Consider the following 18,356-nt stretch of genomic DNA (forward strand, 5'->3'; position numbering starts at 1 on the left):
CCCGGGCCAAATGCCGGTACCATGAGCCATGGCCCCCAAACGGAGACTCGGGCTCGTCCTCGCGGGTGGAGCGGCGCGTGGGGCGTACGAGGTGGGGGTCGTCGAGCACGTGATGACCGACGTCGCCAAGGCGATCGGTCGCGAGATCCGCTTCGACATCGTGTGTGGCACGAGCGTCGGCGCGCTCAACGCGTGCGCGCTCGCGGCGTTCGCCCACGAGGGCCGTGAGGCGGTCCGCCACCTCGTGCACACGTGGGAGACGCTCGACATCGGCGAGCTCGTGCGTAGCGATCTGCGCGGGCTCCTCGGGTGGGGCTCGAAGCTCTTCGGGGGCACGACCGGCTCCGAGGTGGCGGTTCGCGAGCGCGGCATCCTCGACGCCGCGGGCCTCGAGGCGCTCGTGCGTCGCGCGATCCCGTTCCCCAAGATCGGCGAGAACCTCGCCGCGGGGCACCTCGAGGCGCTCACCGTGTCGACGACGCACGTCGCGAGCGGCAAGACCGTGGTGTACGTGCAGCGGCACGGCCTCACCCTGCCGAAGTGGAGCATGGACCCGACGATCGTGCCTCGCGCCGCCGTGATCGACGAGCGCCACGCCCTCGCGTCGGCGGCCATTCCCATCTTGTTCCGTGCGGTGCGGATCGACGGCGAGGTGCACTGCGACGGTGGCCTCCGTCAGAACGTCCCGCTCTCGCCCGCGCGGCGGCTCGGCGCCGACAGCGTGCTCGTCGTGAACCCGCGGCACGTCGACGACGCAGGCCTCGAGGGCAGCCCCGAGACCGAAGAGGAGCTCCCGGGCCCGTTCTTCCTCCTCGGAAAGACGCTGAACGCGCTCCTCCTCGATCGCATCGACACCGACCTCGCGCGGCTCGAGAGCATCAATCGCATCCTCGACGCGGGCCGCGCGGCCTACGGGCCCGACTTTGCCCAAACCCTCAATCGTGCACTCGGATATGCCGACGGGCAAGGAATGAAGAAGCTCGACGCGCTCCTTCTTCGCTCGAGCGTCGATATCGGCGCGATGGCGGCCGACTTCGTCCATAGCCCGGCGTTCTCGCGTGTACGCGGCGTGACGGGCAGGCTCCTCCGCCACGTGGCGGGGCGGGGGCACGCCAAAAACGAGGACGATTTGCTGAGCTACTTGCTCTTCGACGGAGAGTTCGCGGGGCGCCTCATCGAGGTGGGCCGGGCCGACGCGCGGGCGCGGCACGAGGAGCTCTGCGCCTTCTTCGACGCGTATTACCGCGCGAGCTGAGCCGAGCCTCCTCGACCCTCGGGGGAGCTTCGTCGCACCGCCGCGGGGGAGCTTCGTCGCGCGCGCCGCGGAAATCGACAATCAACAAGGCACGCTCGACGAACCCGGGACTTTCCGTATCGGCAACAAAGTCGATGTGAGCCAAGGTTGGGCCATTGGGTTCAAGTGCTCGATATCGCGGGGGTTGTTAGCCGTTCGTCTCGCCGAGTGGTCACGACAGAGACCAGGCGCGGCCGGCGCCGCTCGCGCGGGGAGGCTCGAGAGAGGCCTTGTGCAACTCCGAAAAAAAGAGGGAAGCTTGTCTGTTGGTGCGCGACACGACTCGGCACCCATCACGAGACCGGCAGCGTTTTGTAGGCCGCGTGGCGCAGCGGGGGGGATCACGAGGAGGTGACGACGATGCGTGATCCACTGGTTTTCCTGCTCGACGCGGCCATACGCGAATGCCCCGACGTCGACTCGTGGACGAGCGGGGTGCTCGAGGCGAGCCGCGGGTCGATCGACGCGGGGCTCGGCGTCGCCGCGAGGCTCGTCCGGCGCTCACCCCGCGATCTCGAGGTCGTCTGGGCGAGGGGAACGACCTCGACGCTCGCGAAGCTCGTGAACGAGTGGCTCGACGCCGCTCGAGGGCTCGGCGCCTACTCGCACATGCTCGACGCCCACCGCCGCGCCTGCACGCTGATCGGGGGGGCCGAGGTCGGCGAGCGGTACCCGGAGCTCACGAAGCTCATGGCGAAGGGGGGCGCGGCCGACCTCCTCGGGGTCTTCGTCGCCGACGGCGAGGCCGACGCGCTCCAGCTCTTCGCGGCCATGCCCACGCGTGTCGCCCTCACGCGGCGGCAGGTGGCCAACGTGAAGCGCTTGGGGGTGCACCTGACCGCGGGCTTTCGCGCGATCGGCAAGGAGGTGGCGGCCGTCTTCTCGGTCACGGGAGACGTGCTCCACGCGGACGAGCGCGCCAAAGAGGCCCGCACCCTCGCCGTGCTGCGGGAGCACGTGACGCGGATCGATCGTGCCCGTGCGCGGGCCCTCCGCGGCAAAGAGGCGTTCTCCGATCTGCTCGAGGTCTGGCAAGGGCTCGTCGACGGAGAGCTCACGCTGCTCGACCGCACCGACACGGACGGTAAGCGCCTCGTCGTGGCGAAACGAAACGCACCGAAGGTGGCGGCGCCGCTCCCGCTCGACGCGCGAGAGAAGCAGGTGGTGATGCTGGCGGGTCAAGGGTACAGCACGGTGAACATCGCTTACGTGTTGGGCATGTCTCCCGCGCTCGTGACGTCCCTCGTCGACGGCGCGCTCCCCAAGCTCGGGCTCGGGGTCCGCGCGGGGCTCGCGTCGCTCGTCGAAGAGTGGCTCGCCCCGCCACCGAAGGCACGGGCGGGCCGACCCAAGAAGTGACGGGTCCCGCGCCGACGTGAGCGCGCAGGATCGTGCTTCTCGTGTCACCGCTCGGCCATGTACGCTCGTTCCCATGTCGTCCGAGCCCGATCGCCTGAAGGCGCTCTTTCGCGAGAAGACCCTCGCGCGTGTGGTCGCCATCGCGGCGTTCTTGGGGCTCTTGTGGGTGTTTCGTCACCTCTGGGCCACCCTGCTCTTCTTCGTCGCGTTCGAGCGCAGCATCCGCTGGATCGAGGGGTTCGTCTTCGCGCGGACGGGGTGGGCGCGGAAGCGCATCGTGCTCGGCGTCGTCGCGAGCTACCTGCTCGTGTTCGCGACGTTCGTCGCCGTCTCGGTGATGACCGGCTTCGAGAAGTGGCGATACATGCAAGATGCATCGGCAGACTTCCTCGACGATCTCAAGACTCACCCCTTGTGGGTGAAGTACCACCATCACCTGGGCGACGTGGAAGCCCTGATGGGCCACGCTAAAGCCTACGCAGGGCAGGCGATCTCGGTGGCGACGGCGGTGGGGCGCTTCTTCGTCCAAGCGACGATCGGCTTCGTGCTCGGGGTGGTCTATCGCCTCGAGGCCCACGAGCTCGACCTCTTCGAGGACAAAATCGAGCAAAAATCCCTGATCGGGCGCGTGCTCCGATGGACCGAGCACACGGCCGACGCCGTGAGCGTCACGATGCAGCTCCAGGTCGTCGTGGCGGCGTTCAACACGGTCACGACGCTCCCCGTGCTCCTCTTCTTGGGAATCCCGCACGTGCCCTCGCTCATGGCGCTCGTGTTCGTGTCGGCGCTCGTCCCGGTGATTGGCAATCTCGTCGCGGGGACGGTGCTCTGCCTCATGGCCTATCAGGCCAAGGGATTCTTGGGTGTCGGCATCTTCGTGGTCGTCACGTTCCTGCTCCACAAGGTGGAGTCGTATTACTTGAGCCCGCGCCTCACGGCCCGGCACGTGCGCGTGCCGGGGTTCGTGCTCATCGTGAGCCTCATCGCGTTCGAGCACGTCTTCGGCTTCGCTGGCGTGTTCATGTCGTTCCCCGCGCTCTTCATCGCGTCGCGCATCCGGGCCGAGTTCCTCGAAGAGGACGGGGTGCTGCCTCCCGAGACGGTCACTCCCGGCAAGTCGCTCGCGCCGAACATCTCGGTGACGGTGGGGCCGTCGGAGCCGGGGGAGCCGCCCGCCAGGGCCTCGTCGCCGCCCACGGTGAAGCCGAGCGGAAACATGGCAGCGGCCGTCGCCCCGGAGACACCCGCCCCCGTGGCCGAGCGGCCGAGCGCGCCGGACGCGCCTCCGATCACGAAGCCGAGCGGCACCCTCGAGGCCGCCGATCCCTCGGGTGGTGACACGGGCGAGGGCCCGACCGTGTAGCCTGCGGCGCGTCCGTGGATCATCGCCGACGCCCGCATGGTCAGCGCCCGCGCGGTCAGTCGGTGATGCTCTTGCCGAGCGTCGAGATCACGTCGGCGTGGTCGTCGGTCCACGGGCGCGGGGCCTTCGTGGTCTGTTTCCAGCCTGCGTAGGTCGTCTCGAGCTTGTGTGCGAGGGCCTCGGTCTTTGCCCCGAAGACCCACACGCTCGCCCGTTTGCCGTCGGCGGCCTCGCGCTGTGTGAGCTCCAGATCGACACGTACCCGAGGCACGAGGCCCGCCGCCGCCATCGCCGCCGTGGTGACGGGCACGAGGTTCGCGAACTGATTGGAGGCGTGGACGAGCACGCCGACCTCCGAGAGGCGCGCGTAGAGCCCCATCGCCTCTTGGGTGAGGAGGTGGACCGGGATCATGTCGGAGCTGAACGCGTCGACGACGAGGAGCTCCGTGAGGCTCGCGCCGGGGGAGGCCCGCTCGAGGCGCGAGAGCTCGAGCCGGGCGTCGCCGACGACGAAGGCGGCGCGGCCCTTCATGGCGGCGAGGGTGCCGAAGAACCTCGGGTCGCGCGCGAGCTTCACGTCGAGCGGGTCGAGCTCGAAGAAGGTGTAGTCGTCCTCGGGCGCGGAGTAGCCGCCGAGCGCCCCGATGCCGAGCCCGACGACGAACACCCGCTTCCCGGCCCGGCCCCCGTGCGGCTCGAGCGACGCGAGCAGCCCGAAGACGTCGCCTGCGGGCCCCGTGCGGTAGTAGTACGCGAGCGGCTTGTCGGGGTGGGCTCGCTCTTCGATCCCGTGGGAGGTCGTGCCGCTCACGATGGCGCGGAAGGTCTTCTCCGGGTTCTCTTTGACCCGGAGCACGCCGAAGAACGTGCGATCACGAAAGAGCAAATCCTCCTCGAGGAGGAGCGCTCCGGCGAGCAGCGCCCCAGCGACGACGAGCGGCTTCTTCGCCCCACGAAGAGGGTACGACGCGAACATCGCCGGGCCGAAGGTGAGCGCCGCGAGGGGCCCGGCCGCGAGCCCCAAGGGCCCCCGCCCGAGCTTGCCGAGCGCGACCACGCCGGCGGCCGCGAGGGGCACGAGGGCGAGCTCGAGGGGTCGCGCGGGCGACTCGTACTCGGTCACCACGGCGATCACGAGGGCGATGCCGAGCGGGTACTCCCAGAGGTCGGGGAAGGCGAGCGGCGCGACGATGGAGCAGAAGGCCCCCCGAGCGCGCCGCCGGTGCTCATCACGACGTAGAACCGCGTGAGGTGCGCGGCGTTCGGGCGCGTGCTCGCGAGGAGCCCGTGGCACGTGGTGGTCGCGACGAAGAGGAACGCCGCGTGCGGCACGAGCAGGGCGAACGACGCGCTCTTCGCGTAGAGCGCGATCACCACGAAGACGGCGAGGAAGCCCGTCGCCCGGCGAAAAAAGGGGAGCGTGCGCTCTCCGTAGCGCCCGAAGGCGACCATGAACGAGACGAGGTAGAGCGCGAGCGGCGCCACCCAGAAGAGCGGGATGGCCGCCACGTCAGTCGTCACGTGCAGCGTCATGGCCGAGAGCAAGAGCGACGGCACGAAGGAAAGCGCGAACCACCCTGCCTGCACCCTCCACGAAGGCTCGGGCGGTGCGGCCGAGGCACCGGGGTCGGCGCTCGGGTCCTCTCCGGCGCGTGGGCCGCCGAGGCGGTAGGCCAAGACGGCGGCTCCGGCGATGCTCGCGGCCGCCACGGCGAGCGCCACGTGGAGCGCCAGCCCTTGCGCCGTGAGGCCGAGCCACGGGTCGATCACGAAGGGGTAGGCGAGGAGCGCGAGCAGGCTCCCCCCGTTGCTCGCCACGTAGAGGGAGTACGGGTTCGGACGGAGCCCGGTTCGCGCGAGCAGGAGCTGCACGAGCGGCGACGTAGCGGCCAAGAAGAGCGCCGGGCCGAGCACCGAGCCCGCGAGCGCCAGGAAGAGCCCCAAGACCGGCGATCGCCCCTCCGCGACCCGCGCGTCGAGCAGCGCCCCGTGCCGAAACCCGAGCGCCACGAGCGCCGCGAGCGCGGTGTGGACGATCGTGAGCGCGCGCGGCGAGAGGCGGCTCGGCGCGACGTGCGCGTACGCGTACCCGAGCAGCACGGCGACCTGAAAAAACACGGCCGTCGTCACCCACACGTGCGGCGCCCCGCCGTACCGCGGCAAGAGCGCCCGGGCCGCGAAGGGCTGCATCACGAAGAGCACGAACGCCGACGTGAACGTCGCCGCGACGAAGAGCCCGTTCGCGAACCGCCTCATGCCCGCATCGTGCATGAAGTCACGAGCTCAATCGAGGGGGTCTTCTTCCGTCGCCGTCGGCTCACGGATGCGATCCTCCCCCACGTCCTCGTCCCACTCGTCGCCGTAGCCGTCGTAGTGGATGCGGGTTTTCCCGTCTGCCGTCGTCGCGAGAACGGTCGCGGGGTAGTAGCGGCCGTGCCACTCGACCTCGATTTTGCTGCCGGCGGGGCGCCCGAGCGCCGAGGCGCGGAGGACCTCGGTCGGGGTAGGGCGCGGCGTGGCCTTTTCGCTCGGAGGGGGCGCGGTGAGCGAGGCCGTGGGCGCGACGAGCGACGGAATATGGACGAGGTCGGACGAGGGCCGCCCCGCGCACGCCCAAAGCGCCGAGGTCGCTGCGGAAAAAAGGAGCAGCGCCCACGCCGGGGGCGGTCGACGAGTCGTGGTCAGGGGCGCGCTCTCTCTCATCCCCGAGGGGCTCGTTCAGCGGCGCTTGCGCCACACGCTCCCGTTGGCGCCCGCCGTGGTCCCGCGGACGAGCCAGTACACGTACGTCGCGTCGGCGAGCACGCTCACAGGGTTGATGAGCGAGTCGGCGAGCTTCTGTGGGCCCCCGGTGCAGGGCTTCGCGCAGCGCATCACCGTGCCCACCGGCGTCGAGTTCGTCTCGACGAGCTGCGCTCCCACGGTGGTCCAGTAGACGGAGTCGTCGGTGGCGGCGATGTCGCTCACGTAGGCCTGGTTCGTGGCGACCACGTTGCCGGAGCCCGCGCAGCCCGACGTGTCGCACCCGATGATGGACGCGGTCGCCGCCGCGGCGCCGCCCGTGGCCACGAAGGCCGTGTCCCCCGCGATGGAGAGGTGCTTCACCGGCGGCGGCAAGAGGCGCGTCGGGGCGGCGGTGCACCCCGAGACCGGGCATACGAAGAGGCCGCCCGTGGGGTTCGCCAGGCTCGCGTTGTCGTCGAGGAAGACGAACCTTTGGCCGGTGATCGCGGCGGCCTGGAGCTGGTCGCCGATCCGGTACTTTCCGCTCTCGTAGGTCTGCGTCTTCGCGGCGATGTCGGTGCGGTAGAGGCCGTCGAGCCCCTGGTGGGTGAAGATCTGGCCGCCGCCGCCCATCACCCACGCCGCGCGGCGATCGCCGTTCGCCGGAGCGAGGAACGTGGCCCCCGTGAGCTTGCAGCCGCCGACGTCGCACGCGGCGATGCGGCAGTCGCTGTTGGAGCCGGAGGGGCACTGCGAGAAGTAGAAATTCGAGCCCTCGACGTAGATCTGCCGCGGCGACTGGAGGCCCGTGGGGAAGTTCGTGGCCGAGCCCATCACGTCGACGAGGACGATCTTCGAGGCGTTGCAGTCGTCGGCGCGGCAGCCTCGGATGATGTCTCCCTCGTACCAGACGAGGCGGGGACCCGCGAGCGCGAGGCCCATGGGCTTCTGGAGGCCGTCGGCGAGCTTCTCGGCCTGGCATTCTCCGGCTTGGCAGAGCGCCGCGCCGCCGCACGCGCGTTTGCATTTTCCGCAGTGGGCCGCGCTCGTGCGGGTGTCGGTCTCGCACACGGTCTTCGGATCGTCGTCGCACTCGGCGAAGCCCGCGGGGCACGCGGTGGCGCCGTCTCCGCCCGCGTCGTTCGGGGGAGGCGTCGAGCCGTCGGGGGGCGCCGTGGTGGTGCTCGTGCCGGTGCCCGTCGGGCTCGTCCCGGAGTCGCTCGACGACGTGTTGACCGGGGTGTCGCTGATGCACGCCGGGACGAGGCCCGCGGCCGCTCCGAGCACGAGGAGGGAGAGCGTGACGGCGGAGCGAGCGCGGACGAAGACCATGAGACCGAACGTAGCACGAGCTTTTCGCCCGGCATCTCCTCGGGTTGCGGACCTTGACGCACCGGGCTATGGGCTGTCCGCATGGGTCTGGTCCTCGACGAGCTCGTGACGCTCCTCTCCCTCGAGCGCATCGAAGAAAACCTCTTTCGCGGCCAGTCGCAGGACCTCGGCTGGGGCACCGTGTTCGGTGGTCAGGTGCTTGGCCAGGCCCTCTCGGCGGCCACGCAGACCGTCGGCGATGGGCGCCTCGTGCACTCCCTGAATGCCTATTTTCTCCGCCCGGGGGACGTGTCCCGCCCCATCGTTTACGATGTCGATCGCATCCGGGACGGCAAGTCGTTCGCCACGCGGCGGGTGGTCGCGATCCAGAACGGCGAGGCCATCTTGAACATGGCCGCCTCGTTCCAAGTGGCCGAAGAGGGCTTCGAGCACCACGCCCCCATGCCCGCAGCGCCGAAGCCCGAGGAGTGCCCCCTCGATCGCGACCGGTACAAGCCCTACCTCGAGGCGCTCCCCAAGCTCCTCGCCGAGCGCATCCTCGCCGAGCACCCGTTCGAGATCCGCCTCGCCGGCCCCACGAACGACCCGTTTCGCCCGGAAAAAAAGCCCCCCGAGCGCCTCGCGTGGATCAAGGCCACGGGCGCGCTCCCGGCCGATCCGAAGCTCCACCCCTGCCTCTTCGCGTACGCGTCGGACCACGCGTTCGTCACGACAGCGCTCCTCCCGCACGGGGTCTCGTGGCTCACGCCCGGCATGCAGGTCGCGAGCCTCGACCACGTCATGTGGTTCCATCGCCCCTTCCGCGCCGACGAGTGGCTCCTCCACGTGATGGACAGCCCGTCGGCCTCGGGGGCGCGGGGGCTCGTGCGCGGCCGCGTGTACACCGAACGGGGGGAGCTCGTGGCCTCGACGGCCCAAGAGGGGCTCGTCCGTAAGCGCTGAGCGCGGCGCCCCGAATTCGACGGAAAATTCGGCCACGCTCGGCCTTCAACGCCGGCCGATTCGGCGCTATGGTCCCGCCCCATGAAGCTCGCGCGATTCTACGGGGTAGGTGCCGTCCTCTTCGCCGTCTCCACGGCCGTGCTGTCTGGCTGCGCCGGCCAAGAGGGCCCGAAGCACGCTCAGATCAAGGCAGGCGAGATGCCCGAGGGCGAGTCGTTCACCGGGGTCTACTTCCACCCGGTCTACGGCTACCTGCACATGGTCGAGGACGGCTCGAACATCTTCGGCAAGTGGAAGCGCGCCGACCAGAGCCGCTGGGGCGAGCTCCAGGGCACGAAGACGGGCAACCTCGTCCGCTTCACCTGGAAAGAGCACACGATCGGCCTCGTCGGCGCGGGTGCCGAGAGCAAGGGCAAGGGCTACTTCCTCTACAAGACCGGCAAAGACGTGGCCGAGCTCGACGGCCAGTTCGGCCTCGGCGACGACGAGACCGGCGCCGATTGGCACAACGTCAAGCAGCAGCGCATGGCGCCCGACCTCAAGTCGATCCCGGGCGACACCGACGCCACGTCGACGCCCACGGGCGAGACCTGGAACTGACGCGCGCGCTTCCCTAAGACTCGAGTCTCGTTCCGTGCCGTGTGTGGGCCCGCGACGTCCGCGGACCCGAGGAGCCTCCCCATGTCCGTTCGTCTGAGCCATCCCGACGTCTTCGAGAACCGCCACCTCGGGCCGAGCGCCCAAGACCAAAAGAAAATGTTCGAGGTGCTCGGCGTGCCCTCGCTCTCGGCCCTCACGGCGCAGATCGTCCCTGCGGCCATCCGGGCGGACAAGACCCTCGGCGTCGTCGAGGCCGCCTCCGAGCGCGCGATGCTCGACGAGCTCGCGGCCATCGGCAGCCAGAACGTGGTGGCGAAGAGCTACCTCGGCATGGGCTACTCGGACACGATCACGCCGCCGGTGATCCTCCGGAACATCGTGCAGAACCCGGGCTGGTACACGCAGTACACGCCGTACCAGGCCGAGATCTCGCAGGGCCGCCTCGAGGCCCTCTTGAACTTCCAGACGCTGGTGATCGACCTCACCGGCCTCGAGATCGCCAACGCCTCGCTGCTCGACGAGGGCACCGCGGCCGCCGAGGCGATGAACCTCGCCCACGGCTTCAAGGCGACCGACACGAAGCAGACCTTCTTCGTCTCGAGCGAGTGCCACCCGCAGACGATCGACGTCGTGAAGACGCGCGCCGAGCCCCTCGGGATCAAGGTTGTCGTCGGCGATCACCGCACCGTGGACCTCGCGGCCATCGGCGCGTTCGGCGCGCTCGTGCAGTACCCCGGCACGCACGGCGAGGTCTTCGACTACGCCGACTTCGCCAAGAAGGTGCACGCGGCCGAGGCCCTCTTCGTCGTCGCGGCCGACATGCTCTCGCTCACGCTCCTCGTCCCCCCGGGTGAATTCGGGGCCGACGTGTGCGTCGGAAACTCGCAGCGCTTCGGCGTGCCGCTCGGGTACGGCGGGCCCCACGCGGCCTTCTTCGCGACGAAGAACGAGTTCGTCCGTAAGCTCCCGGGCCGCATCATCGGCGTCTCGCAAGACGCCCACGGCAAGCCCGCGCTCCGCATGGCCCTCCAGACGCGCGAGCAGCACATCCGCCGCGAGAAGGCCACGAGCAACATCTGCACGGCGCAGGCGCTCCTCGCGGTCGTCGCGAGCATGTACGCCGTCTACCACGGGCCCGAGGGCCTCACCGCGATCGCCGAGAAAGTACACGGATCGGCGTGTGTGCTCGCGCTCGGCCTGAAGAAGGCCGGAATCGCGGTCGACACGGGCGCCTTCTTCGACACCATCGTCGCGCGCCCCGGCGAGGCCAAGGTCGACGCGATCGTCGCGAAGGCCGCCGAGAAGAACGTGAACTTCCGCCGCGTCGGGAAGGACGGCCTCGGCGTCTCGTTCGACGAGACGACCACCCCCGCGGACATCGCCACGGTGCTCGAGCTCTTCGGCGCCAAGGGCGACGTCGCGGCCCTCGCCGCCGAGGCCGACTCGACGCTCGGCAAGGCCCACCGCCGCACGAGCGCGTTCATGACGCACCCCGTGTTCCACGCGTACCGCAGCGAGACCGAGATGCTCCGCTACGTGCGCAAGCTCGAGGGCCGCGATCTCTCGCTCGCGCACTCGATGATCCCGCTCGGCTCGTGCACGATGAAGCTGAACGCCACGGCCGAGATGATGCCCATCACCGACCCGTGCTGGAACGCGCTCCACCCGTTCGCCCCGCTCGAGCAGGCCAAGGGCTACGCGCGCATCTTCTCGGACCTCGAGAAGTGGCTCTCCGAGGTGACGGGCTTCGCGGGCGTCTCTCTCCAGCCGAACGCGGGCTCGCAGGGCGAGTACGCGGGCCTCATGGCCATCCGGCAGTACCACATGAGCCGCGGCGAGGGGCACCGCAAGGTCTGCCTCATCCCGTCGTCGGCCCACGGCACGAACCCGGCCTCGGCCGTCATGGCGGGCCTCGAGGTCGTCGTGACCGCGTGCGACGACCAGGGCAACGTCGACCTCGCCGATCTCGAGGCGAAGGCCAAGCAGCACGCGACGAACCTCTCGTGCCTCATGGTCACCTACCCGTCGACGCACGGCGTGTTCGAGGAGCGCATCAAGGAGATCTGCGCCCTCGTGCACGCGCACGGCGGCCAGGTCTACATGGACGGCGCCAACATGAACGCGCAGGTCGGCCTCACGAGCCCCGGCCTCATCGGCGCGGACGTGTGCCACCTGAACCTCCACAAGACGTTCTGCATCCCGCACGGCGGCGGCGGCCCGGGCATGGGCCCCATCGGCGTGGCGAAGCACCTCGTGCCGTTCCTCCCGCGGCGCCCCGTGTTCGACGCCGAGGCCCCCCACACGGTGGGCCCGGTCTCGGCCGCGCCCTACGGCTCGGCGAGCATCCTGCTCATCTCGTGGGCGTACATCCGCATGATGGGAGGCTCGGGCCTCACCAAGGCGACCGAGGTGGCCATGCTCAACGCGAACTACATCGCCGAGCGCCTCTCGTCGCACTACCCGCTCGTCTACAAGGGCAAGAACGGGCGCATCGCGCACGAGTGCATCCTCGACATGCGCGGCTTCAAGAAGACCGCGGGCATCGAGGTCGAGGACATCGCCAAGCGCCTCATGGACTACGGCTTCCACGCCCCGACCATGTCGTTCCCCATCCCGGGCACGCTCATGATCGAGCCGACCGAGAGCGAGTCGCTCGCCGAGCTCGATCGCTTCTGCGAGGCCATGATCGGCATCCGCGAAGAGATCCGCGCCATCGAGGACGGCCGCCTCCCGAAGGACGACAACCCCCTCAAGAACGCCCCGCACACGATCGAGTCGATCTCGGTCGCCGACTGGAAGCACCCGTACTCGCGCGAGCTCGCGGCGTTCCCCACGCCGTGGACGCGCGACCGCAAGTTCTTCCCGCACGTGGGCCGGCTGAACAACGCGCTCGGCGATCGCAAGCTCGTCTGCTCGTGCCCGCCCATCGAAGCGTACACCTGAGGATCGGCCGATGAACGAGGGCGCGTACCGAGCTTCTTCCGTTCGGGTCGCGCCCGTCGTCTATTTGAAGGGTCAGCGGGCCATCGCGCTCGACCGCGAGCGCGGCGAGGAGCTCTGGGTCTACGACGCCGGCGCCCAGGTGACGCGCATCCTCATCGCGCACGCGTCGGTCTACCTGGCCGACGCCGAGGGCTCCGTGCACTGCCTCGATCCGGTCGACGGCTCGCGACGAGGCCGCATCCAGACGGGCGGGGGCCTCGTCTCGGTGTTGCTCGACGAGGGCGATCGCATCTTGGTGGCGGCCGAGGGAGGGGTGTTCGCGCTCACCCCCACGGGCGACCTCTTGTGGGCGTACGACAGCCGCGCCTACGCGCCCTCGCCCCTCGCCGAGGTCGGCCTCGCGTGCACCTTGGGGTTCACGCAGCAGCCCGATCGCAAGTGACCTCGCGCCGCGAATCTTCGCCAATCGTCAACGTTGACGATGGCGTTCGTCCACGTTGACGAACCGAATCGAGCCAAAAACAAGGTACTTCGTGAGAGCGTCGTTCGCCAATCGTCAACGTTGACGATTGCGTTCGTCAACGTTGACGAATCTGGTCATGCCCCCGGGAGCGAGCTCTCGCGTGTATGCGAGCATCGCGCGGCGGCTCAGTCGCGACCGGCGTCGAAGGGGCCCGCGTCGAACGGGCCTGCGTCGGGCAAGGGGCCTGCGTCGGGCAAGGGGCCCGCGTCGCCGCCGCCGCCGCCCGGGGGCGGACCGGGGTTCTTCGAGTACGTCTCGGCGCTCTTGCGCAAGGTCTCCCAGTCGTACGGGAGCGGCTTCTGCACGGGGCCCTTCACGTACTTGTGGGCCCGCGCCTCGCGCCACAGGTTGTAGAGCCGGTAGCACGACGTGTGGTGTTTGCTCTCGATGCTGCCGATGGTCACCGTGATGGGCGTCTTCTTGTCGTCCTTCACGAAGCCCGCGTCGAGGTACGACTTGCACGTCGCCGCGTCGATGTCCCCCGACTGGGCGATCTGCGCGAGCACCTCTTCGCGGGTGAGCCCGGCGTCGGCGTAGTAGCTCTCGATGGCCTCGAGGAAGCCGACCCAGCCCGCGAGCACGTCGGTCGGATCGAGGCCCACGCGCACGGACAGCTCCATCGCGAGGTCGTCGGCTTCTTGTTCGGTCGTGTAGAGGCCGATGCGGTTCTGCCGCAGCTTCTCGAGGAGCTTCTTCTCGGACGCGTCCTTCTTCTGCGCCTCGGCTTGGAGCGCGGCGATCACGTCTCCCACGGTCTTGCCCGGGGCGATGGCCGGAGGCACGGCCTGCCCGAGGCCTACGGCGAGCTTGAGCTCCTCGGTCGTGATCTCGTTCGGTCCCGCGTTCGCCTCGACGATGCGCCACTTCGACGCGCAGGCGAAGAGGGCGTTCTCGTACGTGACGTAGGCGCTCTGCTGCGCCGGGGTGGCGATCTCTCCGGGGCGCAGCGTGGGGAGCCCCGCGCGCGCGAGCCCCGCGGCCTCGGCGCACACGAACGCGGGGTCGGAGCGCAAGGCGACGATCGGCCCGAGGCCGTCGAGCAGGAACGGGCGCACGCGCGCCGACACCTTGGTCTGCCAGGTCTCGCCGCCGATCGGCCGCGCGCCCGAGAGCACGTCGCGGTAGAGCGCCTCGAGCTCCGCGGCGTTCTGCGCGGGCACGGGCCTGCGCGCGACGGTGGCGCCCTGGTCGTACCAGAAGCCGTATTTGTGCGCGTAGATCGGGCTGCCGTGCGCCCGGTAGTAGTGGGCGAGCTCGTGGGCCACGACGACGATCGCCGAGCGCTCGTCACGGAAGTGGGAGAGCAGATCGGTCGCGAAGCGGATGTGCGGCGTGGTCGCGAAGATCGTCGTGTCCTCGCCCTTGGACTCGGCCCCGGGGCAGCCGGCTTTCGCGTGGAAGCTCGTGTCGTACGAGAGCTCGCACGCGGGTTTTCCCGTGTTGAACAGCGACGCGAGCTCCTTCGGGGACCACCCCTTGGTCTTCAGGCAGGGCACGTCTCCGGCCTGCACCGAGCTCGTGTCGACGTGGGCCGTCACGCCCGGGGCCGTCTCGCCCGAGGCGAGGTTGAAGGGCACCCCGGTGCACGCCGGGAGCGACGTGACCCACGCGTTGAAGGTGTTGTTCGACTTGAGCACCTTCACGACCGGCTTCGGCGCGACGAGCTTCTGCCCGGTCTTGCGCTCGAGATCGGCGCGCACGACGGCGTCGATGCGGTCGGTCCACGCCTGGAGCCACAGGGTGATCGGATCCCCGTCGGGCACACCGGCGAGCGACTCTTCGCCGAAGGCCCCGCGCACGCGCTCCGCGTCCTCGTAGGTGCCGTCGACCCAGAGGTACTTGGAGTTCTTCTGGATGTGCTGGCCGACCGTGTGGTTCTGGTAGCTCTCGTCGGCCCCGCCGTCGTCGGGGCTCTCGGCGCTGCATGCGCCCATGCCGACCGTTCCGAGCGTGATCGCGGCGAGCCCGAAGGCGACGTTCCGCACTCCAGCGAAGCGAGAGAAGAAGGCCATGAGAGCGAGCGTACCGCTCCTCCGGACGGCGGGCGAAGGCAACGAGGGTTTTGCCGAATGGGCAATCTTCGCCCTGTTCGACGCGCCTCGTCGTCGACGGTCCGCAGCGCGCCGCTCACCAGGCCTTCATGGCCTCGCTTTCTCTCGCGGCCGCGATACCGAATGGGGCGCGCGGCGTACTCCGCGTCGAGGCCGGCGCGCGACGCCTGCCGGGAGCCATTCATGCCCAAGCTCTCTGTCGGAGATTCCTTCCCCACGCAGTCCCTCGTCACCCTCGGCGGCGAGCGCATCACCGTCCCCTCCTCGTCGCACGACTTCGTGCACCTCGAGCTCCGGCGCTTCGCAGGCTGCCCCGTGTGCAATCTGCACGTACGTGAGGTCGCGCGTCGGCACGACGAGCTCACCGCGGCCGGCGTGCTCGAGGTCGCCGTGTTCCACTCCGAGGCCGAGACGATGCGCCCCTTCCACGGCGATTTGCCGTTCGCCGTCGTCGCCGATCCCGAGAAGCATCTCTACCGGGCGCTCGGCGTGGAGTCGTCGCTCGCGTCGGTCATGGATCCGCGCGCGTGGGGTGGCCTCGTGCGGGGCATGTTCGCGTCGCACCCGCAGAGCGCCATGAAGGGCGAGGGGGGCCACATGGGGCTCCCGGCCGACTTCGTCGTCGCCCGCGACGGGACGGTGGTCGGCCTCAAGTACGGCGCGCACGCCGACGATCAGCTCTCGGTCGACGAGGTCCTCGCGATCGTCGCCGAGGCTCGGAAGACCACGAGGGCCTCGTCCCTCGAAGCCCACGCCTCGCCGCCGGCCTGACCCACGAGGGACGCCCACTCCGGCCGAAATGAGCTAGCCTCGTTCGGCCGATGCCCGTCTCCCCCACGTTCGCGAAAGACCCTGCCATCGTCGGGCCGCTCGGTGGTCTCGCGCTCTCGGGCGTGCGCGCCGCGTCGCCTATGATGGTGGTGCGCGCCCTCCGCTGGTACCGCGATCTCGCGAAGCTCGGCATCCACCTGCCGCTCTTCATGGTGCACGACCTCGGGCTCCTCTACGCCTCCCCCAAGGAGCAGCTCGAGATCGGCCCACGCCCGGGCACCGAGGCCGTGCTCGCCAAGGTGCCGAAGGGCGCCGACCTCGTGCAGACCTACCGCGGTGTGCTCTCCGAGATCGCCGAGAGCGAGGCCTCGGCCCGCGCCGCGACGATGCGCCTCTCGGACGACCTCGTCGTGGTGGTGCTCGCGCGTGTGCTCGGCTCGCTCGTGCAGCGCGCGCGGGTCCGCCCGCCGTATCCGGCCAGCATCCCGCTCGATCCCGAGATGGTGCGCGACCTCGACGGTCAGCTCCCGCAGCTCTTCGCGGCGCTCTCGCGCAACTTCGAGATGGCCATGCTCGAGAGCCTCGCGCGCGCGCGCCTCCACGTGCTCACCCTGGCCGACGCCCTCGACCTCGACACGCTGCGCCTGCTCGGCATGCTCGGCCCCGAGTCGACGGCCGCGGGAGCGCTCGCGCACGTCGATTTGCTCGCCGCGATGAGCACGCCCGCCGCGAACGATATCGTGAACTTCAGCCTCGAGCTCCTCCCGAGCGTGCTCGAGACCCACCGCACCCACGCTACGGGCACCCACGCGGTGCACGGGTACGCCGGCATCGGGCAAAAGGGCTCGCTCGACTCGCTCGTGCTCACCGAGCTCGCGTGGGACGAGACCGAGTTCGCGCGCCGCCTCATCGAGAACGAGCTCCTCTTCTACACGCGCGAGCAAGCCCCCGACGAGGCCCGGCGGCTCCACTACCTCCTCATCGACGCCTCGGCCTCCATGCGCGGCGATCGCCAGGTGTTCGCGCGAGGGCTCGCGATCGCGCTCGGCAAGAAGCTCCAGCTCGCCGGCGAAGAGGTGTGGCTGCGCTTCTTCGATTCGCGCCTCTACGACGTGCAGCGCGCGCGCCCGGGCCAGCTCCCGGCCGCGTACATGCTCGGCTTCAAGGGCGAGCGCGGTCGAAACCCGTCACGTGTGTTCGCGCAGCTCGCGACCGAGATCGCCCTCCTCCGCGCGCGCGACCAGCGTGATCCGGTCGTGCACCTCATCACCCACGCCGCGCTCCACGTGCCGCGCCCTCTCGTCACCGAGATCCGCCGCCAAGCGCACCTCTTCGGCGTCTTCATCCTTCCTTCGGGCGGCGAGCTCGACCTCGAGTACCTCGACCTCCTCGAGGGGTACGCCGTGGTCGACAACGCCACGCTCACCCAGAAGAACGCGCGCGCCGCGGCTGCCACGAAGATCGTGAGCGAGGCCGCAGAGCTCAGCGAAAAGATGCCCGCGTCGACCGCGTCGGCCGAGGCCCTGCGCGGCGCGGCGATGCAAGAGGATGCCGTGCCGCCCTCGCTCCGCACGGGGCGCATGTCGTCCCCCCCGTCCCGGCGTTGAGGGTGGGCGGTACGCCAACGCACTCCTCGCACCTGCCGACGTCCCGCGGCTTCGAGCGCCTGCTCCAGAGCTTCGGGATCGGGATCAACGACGCTGCGAACGGCGTGTTCCTGCCGGCGACCCGGGCTGCGCCGAACGAGGCAGGCGCGGCGGTGCACTCGACCGTGCACACGAACGCCTACTACCAGACCGTCAACCAGATGCTCGGAGCAGCCACGACCCGAGCTGAAGCCGAAGCAGCACTTGGTGCGATCCGAAGCGCACTTCTCTCTGCCTATGAGCAAGGTGATCTACGAGCCGCTGGTCGCGGAGGGTTACGAGTGGGTGAACGCGGTCCAGGACGAGGACTACGAGGTCTTCCTACAACTCGACGGGCAGCTCCGGGCCTCGACGTGGAAGCCGATCGCGGTCCGTCGTGTCAGAGCAGACGAACGCCAGGCCTTCAAGCCCTCCGACTTCCCTTGGCTTGGGTCAGATGCCCTCGTCATGCGGCGAGCCGCGGTGGACGCGCTGGGCGACATCCTCGACGCGAACGGTGAAGTGCTCCCACTGTCGACCGGCGACGGGGTCGAGCTGTTCGTCCTGAACGTGCGCATCGTCGACGCCTTGGACGAGGCTAACTCGTCGCTGATGAAGTTCCCTGGGACCGACCGGATGATGCGCATCAAGAAGATCGCGTTCGTCACGTCCAAGGTCGAGGGCATCGACCTGTTCCGCTTGCCTCATCGCGCGAGCCCCACCTACGTCAGCGAGCGCTTCGTCGAGCGGGTCAAGGTCGCCGGCCTCCGCGGCCTGGTCTTCGACAAGGTCTGGTCGGGATGACTCGCACCTCACCCCGCCCCCTTGC

At 69.6% G+C, this 18,356-nt stretch carries 16 protein-coding genes; 11 read left to right on the plus strand and 5 right to left on the minus strand.

What is annotated here, in order from left to right; translation table 11 throughout:
- The first annotated feature begins 28 nt into the window (after positions 1–28).
- The 3 genes from IPK71_14565 (at position 29) to IPK71_14575 (ending at position 4,016) form a co-directional block, all read left to right on the plus strand.
- Positions 29–1,255 (plus strand): patatin-like phospholipase family protein, encoded by a 1,227-nt coding sequence (locus IPK71_14565; protein ID MBK8214958.1) that lies wholly within the window; start codon positions 29–31, stop codon positions 1,253–1,255.
- A 399-nt stretch (positions 1,256–1,654) separates the two neighbouring features.
- Positions 1,655–2,653, plus strand: a complete 999-nt coding sequence (locus IPK71_14570; GenBank protein MBK8214959.1) for a hypothetical protein — start codon at positions 1,655–1,657, stop codon at positions 2,651–2,653.
- Between the two features lie 73 nt (positions 2,654–2,726).
- Positions 2,727–4,016 carry an AI-2E family transporter gene (locus IPK71_14575; protein ID MBK8214960.1) on the plus strand — a complete coding sequence of 430 codons (1,290 nt, stop codon included), beginning with the start codon at positions 2,727–2,729 and terminating at the stop codon, positions 4,014–4,016.
- A 55-nt stretch (positions 4,017–4,071) separates the two neighbouring features.
- Here the strand turns inward: IPK71_14575 and IPK71_14580 are convergent, their stop codons facing one another.
- Genes IPK71_14580 through IPK71_14595 form a run of 4 tightly spaced genes read right to left on the minus strand, consistent with a single transcriptional unit; the run spans position 4,072 to position 8,072 of the window.
- The gene (locus IPK71_14580) at positions 4,072–5,151 is read right to left on the minus strand and encodes a hypothetical protein (protein MBK8214961.1); all 1,080 of its coding nucleotides are present in this window, start codon (positions 5,149–5,151) and stop codon (positions 4,072–4,074) included.
- Entirely contained in the window at positions 5,148–6,272 is a 1,125-nt protein-coding gene (locus tag IPK71_14585) for a hypothetical protein (protein ID MBK8214962.1), read from the minus strand. The genes IPK71_14580 and IPK71_14585 overlap by 4 nt, the downstream gene beginning before the upstream one ends.
- Positions 6,273–6,299: 27 nt before the next feature.
- Positions 6,300–6,719: a hypothetical protein gene (locus tag IPK71_14590; protein MBK8214963.1), complete on the minus strand. Its 420-nt coding sequence runs from the start codon at positions 6,717–6,719 to the stop codon at positions 6,300–6,302.
- Between the two features lie 15 nt (positions 6,720–6,734).
- Positions 6,735–8,072, minus strand: coding sequence for a hypothetical protein (locus IPK71_14595; protein MBK8214964.1), 1,338 nt, complete (start codon positions 8,070–8,072; stop codon positions 6,735–6,737).
- A gap of 81 nt (positions 8,073–8,153) precedes the next feature.
- Between IPK71_14595 and tesB the strand changes: the two genes are divergently transcribed.
- The 4 genes from tesB to IPK71_14615 all read left to right on the plus strand — a co-directional run bounded on the left by tesB (position 8,154) and on the right by IPK71_14615 (position 12,999).
- The gene (gene tesB, locus IPK71_14600; protein MBK8214965.1) at positions 8,154–9,014 is read left to right on the plus strand and encodes an acyl-CoA thioesterase II; all 861 of its coding nucleotides are present in this window, start codon (positions 8,154–8,156) and stop codon (positions 9,012–9,014) included.
- 81 nt (positions 9,015–9,095) lie between these two features.
- Entirely contained in the window at positions 9,096–9,614 is a 519-nt protein-coding gene (locus IPK71_14605) for a hypothetical protein (GenBank protein MBK8214966.1), read from the plus strand.
- Between the two features lie 81 nt (positions 9,615–9,695).
- Positions 9,696–12,557: an aminomethyl-transferring glycine dehydrogenase gene (gene gcvP, locus IPK71_14610; GenBank protein ID MBK8214967.1), complete on the plus strand. Its 2,862-nt coding sequence runs from the start codon at positions 9,696–9,698 to the stop codon at positions 12,555–12,557.
- Positions 12,558–12,567: 10 nt separating this feature from the next.
- Positions 12,568–12,999, plus strand: coding sequence for a PQQ-binding-like beta-propeller repeat protein (locus IPK71_14615; protein ID MBK8214968.1), 432 nt, complete (start codon positions 12,568–12,570; stop codon positions 12,997–12,999).
- A gap of 206 nt (positions 13,000–13,205) precedes the next feature.
- Here IPK71_14615 and IPK71_14620 read toward each other — a convergent pair whose 3' ends face one another.
- Positions 13,206–15,092 carry a hypothetical protein gene (locus IPK71_14620; protein MBK8214969.1) on the minus strand — a complete coding sequence of 629 codons (1,887 nt, stop codon included), beginning with the start codon at positions 15,090–15,092 and terminating at the stop codon, positions 13,206–13,208.
- Positions 15,093–15,314: 222 nt separating this feature from the next.
- Between IPK71_14620 and IPK71_14625 the strand changes: the two genes are divergently transcribed.
- The 4 genes from IPK71_14625 to IPK71_14640 are packed head-to-tail and all read left to right on the plus strand — an operon-like array spanning position 15,315 to position 18,331.
- On the plus strand, positions 15,315–15,902 hold the full coding sequence (locus tag IPK71_14625) for an AhpC/TSA family protein (protein MBK8214970.1): 588 nt from the start codon (positions 15,315–15,317) through the stop codon (positions 15,900–15,902).
- 50 nt (positions 15,903–15,952) lie between these two features.
- Positions 15,953–17,509, plus strand: a complete 1,557-nt coding sequence (locus IPK71_14630) for a hypothetical protein (GenBank protein ID MBK8214971.1) — start codon at positions 15,953–15,955, stop codon at positions 17,507–17,509.
- Between the two features lie 2 nt (positions 17,510–17,511).
- On the plus strand, positions 17,512–18,048 hold the full coding sequence (locus IPK71_14635) for an AHH domain-containing protein (GenBank protein ID MBK8214972.1): 537 nt from the start codon (positions 17,512–17,514) through the stop codon (positions 18,046–18,048).
- A complete protein-coding gene (locus IPK71_14640; GenBank protein MBK8214973.1) occupies positions 17,996–18,331 on the plus strand; it encodes a hypothetical protein in 336 nt (111 codons plus the stop codon). Before IPK71_14635 ends, IPK71_14640 begins: the two co-directional genes overlap by 53 nt.
- Positions 18,332–18,356: the final 25 nt, after the last annotated feature.

The organism is Myxococcales bacterium (genome assembly GCA_016712525.1).
In the GTDB taxonomy this organism is placed as follows: Bacteria; Myxococcota_A; Polyangia; order Polyangiales; family Polyangiaceae; genus JAAFHV01.